The sequence below is a fragment of the Aquimarina longa SW024 genome, assembly GCF_001401755.1.
GTDB classification, from domain to species: Bacteria; Bacteroidota; Bacteroidia; order Flavobacteriales; family Flavobacteriaceae; genus Aquimarina; species Aquimarina longa.
Window position 1 is genome coordinate 76,247 of the sequence record NZ_AVQK01000018.1, and the last position, 17,337, is coordinate 93,583.

General features: G+C 36.0%; 19 protein-coding genes. 15 read left to right on the plus strand and 4 right to left on the minus strand.

Annotation, left to right across the window (positions count from 1 at the left end):
• Positions 1–2 precede the first annotated feature (2 nt).
• The 4 genes from N456_RS04005 to N456_RS04020 all read right to left on the minus strand — a co-directional run bounded on the left by N456_RS04005 (position 3) and on the right by N456_RS04020 (position 5,996).
• Complete coding sequence (locus N456_RS04005) at positions 3–1,220, minus strand: TolC family protein (protein ID WP_062054163.1); 1,218 nt, start codon at positions 1,218–1,220, stop codon at positions 3–5.
• The gene (locus N456_RS04010) at positions 1,217–4,954 is read right to left on the minus strand and encodes an efflux RND transporter permease subunit (protein ID WP_062054167.1); all 3,738 of its coding nucleotides are present in this window, start codon (positions 4,952–4,954) and stop codon (positions 1,217–1,219) included. Before N456_RS04010 ends, N456_RS04005 begins: the two co-directional genes overlap by 4 nt.
• Before the next feature lie 103 nt (positions 4,955–5,057).
• Positions 5,058–5,474 carry an HYC_CC_PP family protein gene (locus N456_RS04015; protein ID WP_062054168.1) on the minus strand — a complete coding sequence of 139 codons (417 nt, stop codon included), beginning with the start codon at positions 5,472–5,474 and terminating at the stop codon, positions 5,058–5,060.
• Between the two features lie 78 nt (positions 5,475–5,552).
• Positions 5,553–5,996 carry a hypothetical protein gene (locus tag N456_RS04020; RefSeq protein ID WP_062054169.1) on the minus strand — a complete coding sequence of 148 codons (444 nt, stop codon included), beginning with the start codon at positions 5,994–5,996 and terminating at the stop codon, positions 5,553–5,555.
• Between the two features lie 223 nt (positions 5,997–6,219).
• Here N456_RS04020 and N456_RS04025 point away from each other — a divergent pair, with 223 nt between their 5' ends.
• The 15 genes from N456_RS04025 (at position 6,220) to N456_RS04095 (ending at position 17,334) form a co-directional block, all read left to right on the plus strand.
• Positions 6,220–8,448 carry a TonB-dependent receptor family protein gene (locus N456_RS04025; RefSeq protein WP_062054171.1) on the plus strand — a complete coding sequence of 743 codons (2,229 nt, stop codon included), beginning with the start codon at positions 6,220–6,222 and terminating at the stop codon, positions 8,446–8,448.
• Between the two features lie 171 nt (positions 8,449–8,619).
• A complete protein-coding gene (locus N456_RS04030; protein ID WP_062054174.1) occupies positions 8,620–9,042 on the plus strand; it encodes an HYC_CC_PP family protein in 423 nt (140 codons plus the stop codon).
• Positions 9,043–9,220: 178 nt separating this feature from the next.
• Positions 9,221–9,802, plus strand: a complete 582-nt coding sequence (locus tag N456_RS04035; RefSeq protein ID WP_062054176.1) for a helix-turn-helix domain-containing protein — start codon at positions 9,221–9,223, stop codon at positions 9,800–9,802.
• Between the two features lie 70 nt (positions 9,803–9,872).
• Positions 9,873–10,478 (plus strand): WG repeat-containing protein, encoded by a 606-nt coding sequence (locus tag N456_RS04040; protein WP_062054178.1) that lies wholly within the window; start codon positions 9,873–9,875, stop codon positions 10,476–10,478.
• Between the two features lie 61 nt (positions 10,479–10,539).
• Positions 10,540–10,968, plus strand: coding sequence for a c-type cytochrome (locus N456_RS04045; protein ID WP_062054179.1), 429 nt, complete (start codon positions 10,540–10,542; stop codon positions 10,966–10,968).
• A 95-nt stretch (positions 10,969–11,063) separates the two neighbouring features.
• A complete protein-coding gene (locus N456_RS04050) occupies positions 11,064–12,128 on the plus strand; it encodes an OprO/OprP family phosphate-selective porin (RefSeq protein ID WP_240315477.1) in 1,065 nt (354 codons plus the stop codon).
• A gap of 21 nt (positions 12,129–12,149) precedes the next feature.
• Positions 12,150–12,470, plus strand: a complete 321-nt coding sequence (locus tag N456_RS04055; protein ID WP_148639182.1) for a hypothetical protein — start codon at positions 12,150–12,152, stop codon at positions 12,468–12,470.
• 228 nt (positions 12,471–12,698) lie between these two features.
• Complete coding sequence (locus tag N456_RS25100; RefSeq protein ID WP_262482801.1) at positions 12,699–12,827, plus strand: hypothetical protein; 129 nt, start codon at positions 12,699–12,701, stop codon at positions 12,825–12,827.
• An 11-nt stretch (positions 12,828–12,838) separates the two neighbouring features.
• On the plus strand, positions 12,839–13,057 hold the full coding sequence (locus N456_RS04065; protein WP_062054183.1) for a heavy-metal-associated domain-containing protein: 219 nt from the start codon (positions 12,839–12,841) through the stop codon (positions 13,055–13,057).
• Between the two features lie 19 nt (positions 13,058–13,076).
• Positions 13,077–13,292, plus strand: a complete 216-nt coding sequence (locus N456_RS04070) for an SHOCT domain-containing protein (protein WP_062054184.1) — start codon at positions 13,077–13,079, stop codon at positions 13,290–13,292.
• A 23-nt stretch (positions 13,293–13,315) separates the two neighbouring features.
• Positions 13,316–13,762, plus strand: coding sequence for a hypothetical protein (locus N456_RS04075; protein ID WP_062054186.1), 447 nt, complete (start codon positions 13,316–13,318; stop codon positions 13,760–13,762).
• 37 nt (positions 13,763–13,799) lie between these two features.
• Complete coding sequence (locus tag N456_RS24960; protein WP_062054188.1) at positions 13,800–14,075, plus strand: DUF5676 family membrane protein; 276 nt, start codon at positions 13,800–13,802, stop codon at positions 14,073–14,075.
• Positions 14,076–14,079: 4 nt separating this feature from the next.
• Positions 14,080–15,363, plus strand: coding sequence for a multicopper oxidase family protein (locus N456_RS04085; RefSeq protein ID WP_062054190.1), 1,284 nt, complete (start codon positions 14,080–14,082; stop codon positions 15,361–15,363).
• Positions 15,364–15,379: 16 nt separating this feature from the next.
• Positions 15,380–16,534: a hypothetical protein gene (locus N456_RS04090; protein WP_062054192.1), complete on the plus strand. Its 1,155-nt coding sequence runs from the start codon at positions 15,380–15,382 to the stop codon at positions 16,532–16,534.
• 5 nt (positions 16,535–16,539) lie between these two features.
• Complete coding sequence (locus N456_RS04095; protein ID WP_082422421.1) at positions 16,540–17,334, plus strand: AlbA family DNA-binding domain-containing protein; 795 nt, start codon at positions 16,540–16,542, stop codon at positions 17,332–17,334.
• The last annotated feature ends 3 nt before the right edge of the window (positions 17,335–17,337 follow it).

A 17,337-nucleotide genomic window follows, 5' to 3' on the forward strand; every position in this document is an offset into this window, starting at 1 on the left:
TTTTATTGTGTCAAATAATTAATTAAGGCATACTGTATGTAATAACCCTTAATTGATTCTATAAGATTTATTTGAAATTTTAATTGCAACTCTTGAACATCCAATACATCGTTAAAATCAATAGTGCCTGTTTCATAATTCTTTATCAGAATTTCTTCTGCATCGTTAGCTTGCTTTAAGTTATCCGATTGAATATTGAATTTTATTCTCGTATTTTCTCTGTTGTACTTTGCATTTGCTAACAGCGTTTCCAGTTTATTTAATCTATCTTCCTTTTGGGATTGTATTTGCAACTGCTTTAATTGATTTTGTTTTGTAATAGACTTGTATTTATTATTAAAAATTGGAATTGAAATAGATACCATTGGCATCACAATATCCTTTCCATTATCATTAAAGTTCATCTCTGGTCTTTCCGCGACTGGAACATAGTCTAACCCAAAACCAATATTTGGGGCACTTTCTTTTTGGTTCAAAAGTTCAGATTGTTCCACAGATTCGTATAGCCTATCATACTTTATAAGTTCAGGGTTAAGCTGAAGATTTTCAGTTAAAATTAATGGGTCCTCATCCGGTATGGACATTTCTTCTGCTACAATTACTTCCGTGTTTTCATCCCGATTTAGTAGATTATTGAAGGTTACCTGTTCTGCTAAAAAATCTTGTTCTAATACTTCTTTTTGCTGTACAAGTTCATTTTGTCGTATTTGCAGACGAAGTACATCTACAGCGGATGCCTTACCAACTTCAACTGAAGTTAATGCCAGACGCTCATAGGTTTCCAAAAGCTCAATATTCTTATCTAGAACTATCTGTTTTGCTCTAATGGCGTATAATTTGTAGTGGGATTGGGAAACAGATAAAGCAAGTTTTCTTTTTGCGACTACGATATCTATATATTGAGTTTCTGCTAATGAGCTTGCATAGTTCTCTCTTGCCGTTATGGTACCAAACCAAGGCAACATTTGAGAAACCGAAAAACGTGCACGCTGCGCACCTGTTCGGGTTTCAGGCTCACTCAAAAAATATCCAGCACTTACCGTTGTATTTGGCAACGTATTGACCTCGTTTACTTTTTCTTCGGCAATATTATAACGCAGCTCAAAAGCTTGAATTTCAGGATTATTGTTTTCGGCTTCCCGAATGTAAGAAGCTAGTTGTTGTGCATTTGTTTCCGCGAAAGCGAAAAAAATAAATCCTATTAAAATTATATATCTCATTTCGTCGCTCTTTTTAATTGAAATTCTTGTTTCCAGCTATACAATACGGGTACTACAAACAGTGTTACAAGTGCAATAAGCATCCCACCGAAGGAAGGAATAGCCATTGGAATCATTATATCACTACCTCGGCCTGTTGATGTTAATACTGGTAGTAAAGCTAATATGGTAGTTGCGGTAGTCATCAGACACGGCCTAATACGCTTTTCTCCTGCCTCTACAACAGATGCTCTTATCCCTTTTTTATCCGTGGGATTATTTCTGTCGAATGTTTGTGTTAAGTAGGTAGCCATTACCACACCATCATCCGTTGCAATACCAAACAGCGCAATAAACCCTACCCAAACCGCTACACTCAAGTTTATGGTATGCATTTGAAACAAGTCCCGTAAATTTTCTCCAAAGAAGTTGAAATTCAAAAACCAATCCTGACCATAAAACCAAATCATTAAAAATCCACCGGCAAAGGCAACAGCAATGCCTGTAAAAACCATTAAAGAAGTTCCTACCGAGCGGAACTGGAAGTAAAGAATTAGGAAAATTATTGCTAATGCCAAAGGCACCACAACACCAAGAGTTTTCTCTGCACGCAGTTGATTTTCATAAGTACCAGTAAATCGATAATTAATTCCTTTTGGCACGATTAGTTCACCGCTATCTATTTTTTCTTGGATAAGAGCTTGGGCGTTTTCCACCACATCTACCTCGGCATATCCATCTAACTTATCAAAGAGAACATAACCTATCAAAAATGTATCTTCGCTTTTTATAATTTGTGGTCCTTGCTCATAACGAATCGTAACCAGTTCGTTTAATGGCACTGGGGTTCCTTTTTCTACGGGAACATAAATATCTTTTAAGTCATTAGGATTTGCGCGTAGTTCTCTTGGGTAGCGCACACGAATACCATATCGTTCTCTGCCTTCAACAGTTTGTGTAAGTACCATACCACCCACAGAGACTTGTATAACCTGTTGCACTTGTTGTATGGAAATTCCATACCGTGCAAGTCGGTCTCTATCGATATCTAATAAAAGGTAAGGTTTCCCGACAATTCTGTCTGCAAAAACAGCTTCATCCTTAACACCATCTGCCTGTTTTAATATATCTTCCAATTGTACTCCAAAGTCTTCAATCTCATTTAAATCTTGTCCTTTTACCTTAATACCCATTGGGGCTCGCATACCAGTTTGCAACATAACCAAGCGAGTTTCAATAGGTTGTAATTTAGGTGCTGAAGTAACTCCTGGAAGCTTTGTAACCTTTACGATTTCCTTCCAAATATCGTCTGGGGATTCAATTTCAGGCCTCCAATTTCTATAATATTCACCTTCATTATCTGGTATCAGTTGTGAACGACGCACCGAAAAGGGATCTTTAGTTTTAGAAAGATCATAGTCAGCACCTTCGTTAACTTCACTATTTGGGTTTACAACTAAGCTTCCGTCTTTCAATACAAATAATCCATCTTCATCTACCTTAAAGCGTTGCCTTTCTCTTTTTTCATTTAGGATGTATTCGGATTTATACTGAATCACATTTTCGTACATAGATAAAGGGGCTGGATCTAAAGCCGATTCTGTACGACCAGATTTACCTACTACAGTTTCAATTTCTGGGATACTGGCTACCGCCATATCTAATTGCTGTAACACGCGCTTATTCTCTTCAACCCCAGCGTGTGGCATTGATGTAGGCATTAAAAGGAAAGAGCCTTCATTAAGAGATGGCATAAATTCCTTCCCTGTATTTCGCATAATCATCACTCCAAAAATGATTATGGCGGTTGGCAGAGAAAGGAATAATAACTTATTACGTAACGCCCAATTTAAGATACGTACATAGTACTTTCTAAAAAGAGTAAATACACCTAGTAGTCCAAAGCAAATAAGACCAACAAAAATTAAATTTACTAGTATGCTTCGATCGACTCCTAAAGGCCTCCAATATTCTGCTAATAAGAAAATGATTGCAAAAGCCGATACGAATATATTGATAGTATTGGCACGTTTAGAGGTGATTTTTTCCTGTAATGAAAGAAAACCAACTACTCCAAACGCCATTAATATCAACCCAAGTGGAAATCCAAAAACAAGAGCTATAATTCCTGTTAGAACTAAAGTACCGTTTAGCATATAACTAAATGATTTTTTTACGCTACGTTTTTTAAATAAATAGGCTGCAAACGGTGGTATTAAAAATAATGCTACAATTAGCGACGCCGTTAAGGCTGAAGTTTTGGTAAACGCCAATGGACGAAACAATTTACCTTCAGCACCAATCATTGTAAACACAGGAATGAAACTAATAATGGTGGTCATCACAGCTGTCAAAATGGCTCCGGAGACTTCGGCAGTTGCATTATACACAACAGTGTTCATAGGTAAGTTCTGCTCATTTTCGTCAATATGCCGTAGCACATTTTCTGATAGGATAACACCCACGTCCACCATCGTACCGATAGCAATAGCAATACCTGAAAGCGCAACAATATTAGCATCTACATTAAATAGCTTCATTGATATAAAGACTATTAGAACTGCAACTGGCAATAACCCTGAAATTAAGACAGATGCTCTTAAATTGAACACCATAATAATTATCACAAAAATGGTAATTAAAATCTCTAAAGTAAGTGCCTCATCAAGTGTCCCTAATGTTTCTTGAATGAGCTCTGTTCTATCATAAAAAGGAACAATGGTTAATTGTGATGTCCTTCCATCGCTCAAAGTTTTGGAAGGTAAACCCGAACTTAATTCATTTATTTTCTCCTTAACATTATTAATAACGGCCATAGGGTTAGCTCCATAACGGGCGACCACAACACCACCTACGACCTCTGCGCCTTCTTTATCTAAAAGACCTCTTCTTGTTGCAGGGCCGTGAGAAACTTTGGCGATGTCCTTTAAACGTATAGAGGTGAAATTTTCCGAGGTAACTACTGCATTTTCTAGGTCTGAAATAGATTTTACATAACCCAATCCGCGTATCAGATATTCTGCTTGGTTTATTTCTAATGTTTGAGCACCTACATCTTGGTTACTTTGTTTAACTGCTTTGACAACCTCGTTTAAACCAATTTTATACTGCTTCATCAACTCTGGATTGACATCCACTTGGTATTCCAATACATAGCCACCAATTGAAGCCACTTCTGAAACACCGCTTGCAGATGATAATGCGTATTTAACGTAGAAATCCTGAATACTACGAAGTTCTTGTAAATCCCAACCCCCAGTCACATTTCCGTTTTCATCACGGCCTTCTAAGGTATACCAATATATTTGTCCCAACCCAGTGGCATCAGGACCCAATGCTGGATTTACACCATCTGGCAAAAGTCCAGCTGGTAATGAATTTAATTTTTCGAGTATACGGCTACGTGACCAATAGAATTCAATATCCTCTTCAAAAATGATATAGATACTTGAAAAACCAAACATTGAAGAACTACGAATGGTTTTCACTCCAGGAATACCAAGTAGTGATGTGGTAAGAGGATAGGTTATTTGGTCCTCAATATCTTGTGGTGAGCGACCATCCCATTTTGTAAATACAATTTGTTGGTTCTCACCTATATCAGGAATAGCGTCTACAGCCACAGGATTTCGAGGAAGCGAACCAGTATTCCATTCAAATGGTGCATTCACAACACCCCAAGCTACAAATAAAGCTAGCAGTAAAACGGCTACCAGTTTATTTTCTATTAAGAATTTGATGCTTTTATTTAGCATAAAAAATGATTTTAAGTAATTATGATTTTTGTTGACAAAACAACAAACAAGTGATTTAGTCCAAACAAATTAATGTAGGACTTCAGTATTAATTACTTAAAAATCAAATAAGGAAAGTTTGGTCTAAAACTTGTACGTCCCTGACCAAGGGAGGCGGAGAGTAATCTCTAAAAGAGATATTTTCTGTTTGTAATTCTGTAAACAGATTTATGTAAGAGTAAATTAAAGTGGCAACTAATATCTGTTGCTCTTTATCTAACTTATCAAAAGAAATTTTTAAATTATCTTGACCATCAACAAAGTGCTTCTCATCGCTACAACAATCTTTCTTAGTAATATCACATTCTGTTGAAGACGTTTTTTGCTGAACCTCCATACCACAAGATTCAACTGTGCCAAAAATTGAAGTATCAACTAGCACTTCACCACAATAATGGCTTTCAATTGTGAAAGACATCGTCGAGGCAAACACCAAAAGTGCCATACAAAATGATAGTATTTTATAAAAAGTCTCTTTCATTTAGGATGCAAAGCTACAAAAATTTTAACACCTTTATTTTGTTTAACATAAATTTAGATACATTGCATAAGTAAAACACTATAATTTATTGGTTGATTTACTTAAATTTATTATATATTCTACAAGGTCTTTAATTTCCACAGGAGGATTACCATGGTCAAAGTTAGATGATTCATTTATATCATTTTTGTAAAAAACTTTTAGTTGTGCGTGAGCAGCACCATCAGATTTTCGTTTCTCAGATGGAGCTTTGAAAGACGAGAGTTCTTTAAATTTAATTTTATCTGCTAAATTTACTATTTCCCTCCATTGTTTATTACTTATTTTTACCGTTTTGCTCTTTTTTCTAGCTCTATCTTCACTATAAACAAATGTCTTTTTGCTTACTTTCATTTTTTGATAAAAACCTCTAGAATTAGCTTCATACTCTATAGACTCTATAGAAAGATCATTTATTCTCTCTTGGGAAAATACTGATTGTCCAAGTGTAATTATCAAGATTGTTATAAGTACTCTTTTCATGATTAATTAGTTTATCAGGTCCAAATGAAATACAAATTTAGTATACTAGTCTATAGATAAATATGATAAAAATCACATTTTCTAAAAACTTCTATATGATATAAAAGTGATTCGGTTCGAAGAGGGGTACAGTTAAGAATAATTCTAAATAACCTTGATTTTTCGATTTCATATACATATTTTTGTTTTTTTATTTTTATTCAATCTAAATTAAAATAGTAATATGAAATATTATTTCTCCTTTTTAATGATCGCTATAAGTAGTGTAATCTGGTCTCAAAACGGAAGTAATGAAACAGACACAATTCAAAAACAAACAGAGAAACTTAAAGAAGTTATCATAATTGGTAATTCTATAATTGGAAGCCAATTTGAGGCTAGAAACAAAACTGGTTCGGCCAATTATATTTCTAAAAAGGATTTAAAAAAATTCTCTTATACCAACATCAATAGAATTTTACAGACTGTTCCAGGCATCAACATCTACGAAGAGGATGGATTTGGATTACGTCCCAATATTAGTTTACGTGGTACTTCGCCCGAGCGTAGCGCTAAAATTAATTTAATGGAAGATGGTGTCTTGATTGCACCTGCTCCTTACAGTGCACCGGCTGCTTACTATTTTCCTACTATTGGCAGAATGGAAGCCATAGAAGTGTTAAAGGGAAGCAGTCAAATACAGTACGGGCCCAACACCACAGGTGGTGCCATAAATATGATATCCTCTCGAATACCGGAAAAATTTTCTGGAAAAGTGTCGATTGCTGCAGGAAACTATGATTCAAGAAACACCCAGTTGGTATTAGGCAATAGTTTTAAGAATTTTGGGTTTGTGACGGATTATTTCAACTACAGTTCTGATGGTTTTAAGGATTTAGACGGTGGTGGTAATACAGGTTTCGACAAGACAGATTATTTGGCCAAATTCAGAATAAATACAAATTTAGATGCCAAAATCTATCAGTCGCTACTATTTAAAATCCAATATTCAGAGGAAGTTGCCAACGAGACCTATTTGGGGCTGACAGATGCAGATTTTGAGGAAAACCCTTTTAGAAGATATAGAGCTTCTTCAGAAGATGTTATGAACGCAGAACACCAACAGTACCAGCTTACCCATTTTATCCGTTTGTCAGCATCACTTGATATAAGGACCACAGGCTATCTCAATAGATTTAAACGAAATTGGTATAAATTAGATGATGTAAATTTGGGCGAACGCGTAGGTATCAACAATATCTTGTCTTCACCAGAAAATTTTCCTTCTGAATATCAAACCCTCTTGGGTAACGAAGACACCCAAACGGATGCATTAGGTATAAAGGCCAACAATAGGGTTTATACTTCAAATGGAATTCAATCTGTTGCCACACTAAAATGGGGTAATCAATGGGTACAGCACTTAGAAGCGGGAATACGATATCACGAAGATGACGAGGATAGGTTTCAATGGGTGGATAGATATGCGTTTCAAAACCAAGAATTAATAAGGACTACAGTTAGCGAAAAAGGAACAGATGCCAACCGTATAGTCAGTGCCAAAGCATTGGCAGCTCATTTACTGTACACGGTAAAAATTGAAAATTTGACATTGACACCAGGGTTGCGCTATGAAAACATTACATTGACCCGAACAGATTATGGTACAAATGACCCTTCCCGAACGGGTCAAGACCTGTCAATTAGAGAAAACGAAGTGGATGTCTGGATTCCCGGAATGGGGGCTAATTATAGGTTCAGTAACTCCCTATCAATATTTGGCGGTGTACATAAAGGCTTTTCGCCGCCAAGTAATACGCCAGGGCAAAATGCTGAAGAAAGTATTAATTATGAATTGGGTTCCCGATTTAGCTTTAAAGGTTTCAACGGCGAAGTTGTAGGCTTTTACAATGACTACCAAAACCTACTTGGAAGTGATTTGGCCGCTACTGGTGGTACAGGAAGCCTTGACCAATTTAATGCAGGCGAAGTTCGTGTAAGCGGTATTGAGTTTTTACTTAATTACAACCTGTTGTACAAACAAAGTAGTAGATTTAAACTTCCCTTATCCATCTCATACACACTTACTGATACTGAATTTTCATCCAGTTTTGATAGTAATGAGGATATTTATGGGATAGTCACTGTAGGTGACGAAATACCCTATATTGCAAAAAATCAATTTAACTCGTCATTAGGGTTACAGCATAGTAAGTTTGAAGTAAACGTAAACTCAAGATTCACAAGTGCCTTCAGAACAAAAGCAGGTTCTGGACCAATCCCAGAGAATTTTAAAGTAGATTCAAATTTTATAGTGGACTTATCTGCCCGTTATTTTATTGATAATAACTTTACCCTGTCTTCTAATATTATAAATCTTTTTAATAAAACGTATGCGGTATCGAGGGTTCCAGCAGGGTTACGTCCGGGACATCCATTTGGTCTAAATTTTTCAATAGCTTATGCATTTTAGAAAATCAAAATATATGACAAATATCATATTTCTGTTTAATCTTTAAATTTACATTTGTATGAGTGAAAATTCATTTAACATCATTAAGCGTTTGATATTAAACGAATTATATCATTAAGATTTAATTACATTATATTCCAAACGTTAAACAAAATTTCTTAACTTTACAATGTGAAAACATTTTTTACAAAAATATTGTCTTTCTTTTTGGCAGCATTTATATTGTTGTCCACCTCTTCTTTTACGGTGAATATGCATTTTTGCTGTGACAAATTAGTGGATATGGCATTCTTTAATAAAGCTGAAGCTTGTAAAGACAAGGTTCAAAAGAAAGATAATCCTTTTAAGAAATGTACATCTTTACAAGAAAAGGATTGTTGCGACAATCAGACTATCCTAAAAGAAGCTAATGATACCCTCAAAAAATCAACTACGGTCTTAGAGATTGACACTTTAGTTTTCTTTAATACATTTATTTACTCCTACATCAACCTTTTTGAAGGACTGGATAAAAATATAGTTCCTTTTGATGCCTATAGGCCGCCCTTGTTGTCCAAAGATATACATACTCTATACGAGACTTACTTAATTTGATTTTCTGCATCGCAGTAAAAGCCCTTTTACTGCACAATTAGTTATAGCCAGCGCATAGCCTATTGGCTATAAACTATTGTACCCAATTTCCTATAGCATTATTTACTCATTAGACTGTAAAACATACAATTACAGGATTAACTATTGAGCAAAAGCCCAATAACAATACCTTATAAATATGACACAACCAAAAGAATTTTGGGTTAAAAATATGGTGTGTAGTCGTTGCTTAAAAGTAATAAAGCAAGAACTACGAGAACTAGGAATAACTGTCCTTTCGCTAGAACTAGGAAAGCTTTTAGTGGAAGCACCAGAATTAAGCGATGCACAAATTAACCAAGATGTTACCAAAGTGCTACACGCAAATGACTTTGAGATTGTAAAAAGCGAAGAAGATATGCTTGTTGAAAGAATAAAAATTATTCTGATTGAACAACTTGTTGAACTGCCATTGACCTTAAAGGTTAAGACTTCAGAACATTTGTCATCAACCCTTCATCGAGATTACAAGGCATTAAGTAAACTGTTCTCATCTAAGGAAAAGACCACCATTGAAAAGTACTTTATAAGATTAAAAATTGAAAAAGTAAAGGAACTCATTCAACTTAAACAACATTCCTTTTCTGATATAGGATACTTATTGGATTACAGCAGTGTAAATCACTTATCCAGACAGTTTAAAGATGTGATTGGAATGAGCATGACAGATTATAAAAACACAGAAAATTGGAAGCGTAATTATTACGATGAAATTATATAGATAAGAACGAAAGTTATGTAGATGAAGACTAATGTCATTCTCTAATTTCATCAAACTAAAATGAATCAAAATGAAAACAATCTTCCTTACATTATTAATTATCCCAATGCTAGGAATTGGGCAAACCATAGAAAATATTGACTTTATCTCCCCTTTTCACGATGGCCTTGCCGCAGTGAAAAAAGGAAATGAATGGGCATTTATTAACCAAAACGGCTCCGTAATCATTGACTTTAGAAAAGACTTTGTACAGACCAAAACAGACAAGGGTAACTATCCTTTGTTCAGTAATGGAAAATGCATTATAACTCATCAAAAAGATGGTGTACTTTATTATGGCTTCATTGACAAAAAAGGAAAAATAAGTATCAAACCACAGTTTCTAAATGTCTCAAATTTTCAAGGCGACAAGGCCTTGGCATTAATAGTACATAAAGAGACCATAGGATATAATGATATCTTTAAAAAAGATGTTGTTAACTACCATTATTTTGAGGTGGTCATTGATGAAAATGGAGATGTTACAGACCATTTAACTCAATTGGCTAAACATACTTCTCCGAAATACACTAAAAGCAAAAATCCGCCTGTCATCACATCTAAATTTATTTCTGATAATCTGATAGTGGTAAAAAACGATGACAATAAATGGAACCTAAGAAAGATTTCGCATTGAATTCTATCCAGACCGAATCTAAAACATTTTTAAAAACAAACACAAACTAAATCCTAATCATATGAAAACAAAAAAGATTTTTTTCAGCATAACCCTACTAGGATTAATTTACTTCTTAACAGTAGGGTTTATCAAATCCCCTAAAACAGAATATACTCCTATAGAACAAGATAATTGGGTAGCTCCGGCAAGCGCAGATAAAATCAAGAACCCATTAAAAGGTGATGCAAAGGCAGCGGCATCTGGTAAGAAGATATACAAAATGCTATGCTTTGTTTGCCACGGTCCTAAAGGGAAAGGTGATGGTATGGGTGGCACAGGGCTTAAACCAAAACCAGCAGACCTAACAAGTTCAGCTTTTCAATCACAATCTGACGGCGCAATTTTCTGGAAGATAGAACAAGGACGTTCACCTATGCCCTCATACAAAACCTCAATCCCAGAGAAAAAACGCTGGGAACTTATTAACTATTTAAGAACCCTGAAATAATGAAAAAGCTAATCTTATCACTTTTCGTGTTTGCTTTTGGCTATCAAATTTATGGCCAAACATATAATACTTTTGAACCGAGTAAAACCCAATTTATGTTTCGTGGTTACGGACATACGGGGTTTGAATATATGGACTCTAATGACGAAACAGAATCAACATTTCTAGGCTTAACCTATGCACCAATTTTTCTCTACAAGCATTCAGACAGGTTGATGTTTGAAGCCGAATTAGAATTTAAACTAGAAGGAAATGAATTGGAGATTGGACTTGAATACGCAGATGTGATGTACGTCCTCAACAAGAATATGACAATTAGAGCAGGTAAATTCCTATTGCCTTTCGGAACCTTTATGGAACGATTACATCCTGCTTGGATAAATCGATTACCTAATGCGCCTCTCGGGTATGGACACGATGGTATTGCGCCTTCCTCTGGAATTGGTGTAGAACTTCGAGGTGCTTTTGACTTAGGAGGCCCAAGGCTTAATTATTCTATTTATTCAACCAATGGACCAAGGATAAATGATGGTAGTGAAGAACCCGAGGAAGCAGGTATTTTACAATTCGAAAATTTTGAAGATAATAACCTAGCAAAAGCATATGGTGGTAGAATAGGAATACTTCCATTTTCCGATTCATCGGCAGAATTAGGATTTTCGGCCTACTCGACAAGTGGAACTGGTGAGGAAAACTCTCAATATGAGGATGTGGGTGCCTTTCTTTTTGCGCTAGACTTCTCATATGTAAAGCCTATAACACCTTTAAAGGGAATTGTAGATATCAAAACCCAGTATAATAACTCTAATGTAGATACAGCAACATTTGTAGAAGTACACGAGGATGGGGATGCCGAAGAGTATTCCTTTAACAATCAAAGCAACTCATTTTACGCCCAATTAAGTTACAGGCCTACGATGGCAGGAAGTGACTTTATGAAGAAATTAGAATTCGTAGGGCGGTACTCTGATTTTAATACTCCAGAAGGCGCAGAATGGGAAGAAGCATCAGTTCAGTATGCCTTTGGACTCAACTATTGGTTAAGCTGGCGCTCTGTGCTAAAGCTTAGTTATCAAACTACCGAAACTGAAGGTGGTCACGATGGAGATGGTATTACCAACACTGATGGATTATTTATCCATTGGGCGATTGGATTTTAATTGAATCATAAATCAAGAGATATGAAAAGAATATACAAAATAACAGTAACTGTAACATCGATTCTTGTTGTTCTAATTACGATAGTCGCTTGTACATCTACAAAAGAAGTTTATACGCCTATTCCAGAAACGGAGGTAGCAGGTAGTGACCAAGAATTTAAAATGGAAAAATCAGGAGCTCAACTTTGGGGCGAGGTATGTAACAGGTGTCATATTGCACCTTCGCCTTCAGATTATAACGATACAGATTGGGAAACCATTAGTCTACATATGCGAGTAAGAGCGAATCTTACAGAAAAGGAAAGCAAGAAGATTGAGGAGTTTCTAAAATCTGCTAATTAATAGCTGACAACTCATTCCCTTAGTAGGATGAACAGATTACGGGTAATGGGTTTAAAAAACAAATAATAACCTTAAAACTAAAAAATTATGAAAAACAATCACTGGATATGGATGATTATTGGCTGTGGATTACCACTTCTGTTCATTTTTTTAGCACCTTCTTTTGGCATAGGTGGAGGCTCGTCCCTTTTCATCTTCATACTATTTATGTTCGCTATACACCTGTTTATGCCACACGGGTCTCACGGCCACGGAGGGCACAAGCACAATAATGGGAACCATAATGGTCACGGCCATAATCAAAAGAAGTCTGCTGATGGTTCAACAGAAAAAAGAAAAGAACATCAGCATCATTAATATTAAACACAATGAAACAGAAATTTCAAATAGAAGGAATCAGTTGTGGCGGATGTGTCGCAAGGGTCAAGAAAATATTGGAAGAACATCCCAATATTGAAAAAGTAGAGATTTTTTTGGCACCAAAAGGTGCTACAATTATCACTATGAACGAAACGCTCTCGGTTGAAGACATACAAAAGCAACTTGATGATCTCAACGGATATACAATTTCAAAAATAAATCAATAACAATTTAAAACTAAAAATTATGCATTTATACGACGGACATTTTGGAGGTATGCACCTTATATGGTGGATTATTTGGCTCATTTTCATCGTTTGGATTTTTTTAATCCCAACAGATATACCTTATCAAAAAACAAAAAAAGAAGATCCTCTAGATATTCTTAAGAAAAGATTTGCTGAAGGCTTCATTACAAAGGAGCAATATGAAGAGTCAAAAAAGATTTTAAAATCAGAATAATAACTTCTAAATCTAAAAATAAAATGAAAACAACAGTAAAAAGAACTACAGGAGTGATATTGATGGCTCTAACGATCTCTGCTTGCTCACAAAAACAAGAAAACTCTATAAGTGAAATGCTTAAAGACCCATCACAACAGGAAAAGATTTTAGCCATGATGACAGAAGATCACGACCTAAGCAAAACGTATATTGACAAGATGATGAATAATGACCACGCAACTGGCATGATGGTGGATGAGTTGGTAAAAGCCGCTGCCAAGGACACTATTTTGGCAGGAAAATTAAGTGCTATGATTACTAAATATCCTGACCTCATGGTTCTCACTAACCATCATTTTATGCCAATAATAGCGTCTGATGAACATTTAAGCGATACGTTTTGCGATCACGCATTAGAGCACGATAATATAGCTGATTCAATGTGTCAGAAAATGAAAGACAAAGAAGGTATGGAGCCTTGCCATTAAGAGCAATTAATTAAAACTAATTCAAAATTATAAAATTATGTACCGATTAAACGTAAAAAAACTCGGGTTTGCCTTTGGTCTAACCGGAGCACTAATCTATATGGGCTGTATGATAGTAATGTCAACCACAGGTCGTGAAGGCACAATCGATTTTTTCAATAGCCTTTTGCACGGCTTGGACACTACAAGTATAATTAGAATGGATGTTCCATTATGGGAAGCTGGTCTGGGAATCATACAGACCTTCATACTGGGTTGGCTGGTTGGTGCCTGTATTGCTGCATTCTACAATGCACAACTTAAAAAAATCTAATTATATGGATAGGAGAGATTTTCTAGCAACTGGCGCAATGTCTACAGCAGGAATGCTGTTTATTCCTGGCAATTTACTAGCAAAAGAAGCTAAGACTGAAAACAGTAAGAGACTCGTTCAAACTTTGCCCTATAAAAGAGATGGCGAATGGAAAGAATTTGAGCTTTATATAGACCTACATACACACGAGCCTGCACCAGGTTACCAATATCACACCTTAGCTTTTAATGATATGATTCCTGGGCCTGAGATAAGAGTAAATGCCGGTGACAAAGTTCGGGTGAAATTTATCAATAAAACCGACCTAAACCATACCATCCACTGGCACGGCATCTTTGTTCCCTGGCGAATGGATGGCGTTCCTTTTGTCACACAACTGCCGGTGATGCCAAAAAACGAATTTATATATGAGTTTGTTGCAAAACCTGAAGGAACACATTTCTATCACTGTCATTGGGGAACCTTAATGCACATGCAGGCAGGTATGTTTGGCAGCCTTATTGTTGAAAATCCAAACGACACAATCAAAGAAAGGTTTCCATACGAAAGAGAATATACGTTGGTCTATTCCGCTCACGACACCAACTATATTAGGGAAGAAATGAATGGCATGTTAGAGCGAATGAAACAGCGTAGTTACTTAATGAAAGAAGGACGCTTTAATAGTGAACAATGGGCAGTATTTGACAATAAGGAGCAATTTACAGCTAGTATGGAAAACGGATATCAACCACCATATGTAACCAACCGAAGGTCAAATTCAGATTTACCACAAGCCAATTGGTTTACTGTTAACGGGAAGTCATATCCATCTACGCCTTATCTCTTTATTAAATCTGGTGAGAACATTCGTATTCGACTTATAAATGCTGGTGCAGAAACACATCATTTGCATATGCACGGACACGATTTCTGGATGGTGGCGGATGACGGAGTTCCTCTTGAGCATCCTTTCAAGCGCAATACAGTGCCTCTTACGCCTGGTAAAACATTTGACATTATTGTTGAGGGCACCAATAGAGGCATTTGGACATTTCACGACCATGATACGCGCAAAGTAACCAATAACGGGCTATATCCAGGTGGTAACTTATTGGCTTTAGTATATGAAGACTTGCCTGCCGAAGAACTGGTGATTTCAAAATACTCAGGCAACCCTATGTATAATCCAAATGCTGGTATGGGATATATGAAAGGAATGGACACAATGAAAAATGAAAATATGGACAGTATGAATAAAATGATGTTTGGAGAAGATAAACTTCCAAAAATAGCCCTTGACGAATAATTTTAAAATAAACACAATGAAAAAACTCATATATCTAATGATACTTATTTCAGGGCTGACCAATGCTCAGATTACACCAGAATTTGAAATTGGTGCAAAAGGTGTTTTCTCGGGAAATCTAAACTTCAATTCTGATGAATCTAGTGCAGTTTCTGATTTCTCAGACACACAGTTATTGATGGGTCTTAGCCAAAAATTATACAATAATTGGAGGGCACAGTTTGTCCTTGGACTTCAATTTCCCGATGCAAATTCAAATCTTGGTGAAGTCTTTTATAATAATATTTTTATTAGACTCGAAGACCAAAAAAATGTGGTTAGGGTAGGACGTACACTTGCACAGACCAATTTAAACGAATTCCCAACACTGCGCGACGATGATGCTCAACAGTTCGTATATGCGCTCAACCCTTTTTCAGATGGCATAAATACAGAGCGTGACCAATATTCCAACGTACTAGAGTATACCCACATCTTTAAACAACGGTTTTTTGTTTCGGTACACGGTGAAAATTTCTACGACAGTTTAGAACCTGATGATTTTAGGCTAAACTCTATGGGGATTTCGTTGGTTTATCAAGTACCTCAAAGCCAAAGGTGGAACAGAAATATAGTACAGCAAATTGGGTTGAGCTACAACAACTATTTTACCGACAGACCTGGCTATTCAAATGATTTTGAATCTTCCGTCAAAAATATACTCTTAAGTACGGTACTTAATATAAAGCCCGACCCAATAAATTTTATGGACTTCAAATTTCAAGCCATTCAAAATCTGGGTTGGGAAGAAGTTACCCAACTCAATGACTATTTTGATTACACGCGAACGCAGTCAACATCTCTATTCGGTACTTTCAGGTACTTAAAACAAAAATTAGAGCGCCCTCACTTTCAAGTTTCCGTTGGTGGTGGATATAAATCTTTCAATGATTTAACAACAGATTCGGACCAGTTAATGTTCATAACAAACGGTTTTTATCGAATGGGCGAAAATTTCGATATCGGTATTCAATACCGCTATACCGAAAATTCAGGTTTTACGCAAACCCTATTTGGCAAAAACGAACATAGGTTACAATTGTCCGTGGTGTATTCATTCAGTAAAATTTTCAACAAGCAATTTGGTGACCGTGAAGACTTGTTAAACTTAGAGCACAACTATATAAAGTAAAATAAGTGAATAGTACTGCAAGTAATATCAAAACAATATTAATCCAAATGGTAATTTGGAGCGGCATTTTTTATTTTCTTGTCCATCCTTTTACAATGGTACTGTATTGGTTTGAATTTAACAATACGTTATTCTCATTTTCCCTGTTTTGGGATGTCCTAGAACCCCAATTTTTAAAGTCTTTCACTTTCAATATGAGAGGAATGAGTCTCATGCTAACAGTCCTAGGGGCTTTTCTAGGTTTACTTTCAGGTCTGTTTTTTACAACCCTCAGGAGAAAAAATAGGCTTATAGGTACACAGCAGCGATTGCTTATACGAGATATTAAAGAATTGATACACGACGGCGAAAATGAACGGGTGGAATTCAAATCTTCCATACGCTATGATTATTATAGGAAAATCACCAACCGCGAGCTGGAGTTAGTCATCGCCAAGACCATTGTAGGTTTTATGAATGCAAAAGGCGGAAAATTAGTCTTGGGTGTTGACGACGATGGAAATATCCTGGGACTGGAAAACGATTTTAAGACACTTAAGCACAAAAATAGGGATGGCTATGAGCGTGAAATTTTTAGGATAATTTCAACACAGTTAGGTCACGAAGCCTGTTTCAGCAATCACATTTCTTTTTATGTTGTGAATGAAAAGGATATATGCGTCATAGACATTGAAACTTCTAAAGAGCCTGTGTATGTGAAGGATGGAACGAGTACAACTTTTTATGTACGGACAGGTAATGCCACTTATCCTTTAACTGTAAAGGAAACAGTGGATTATTTAAAAACCCAAAAAACTTAAAAT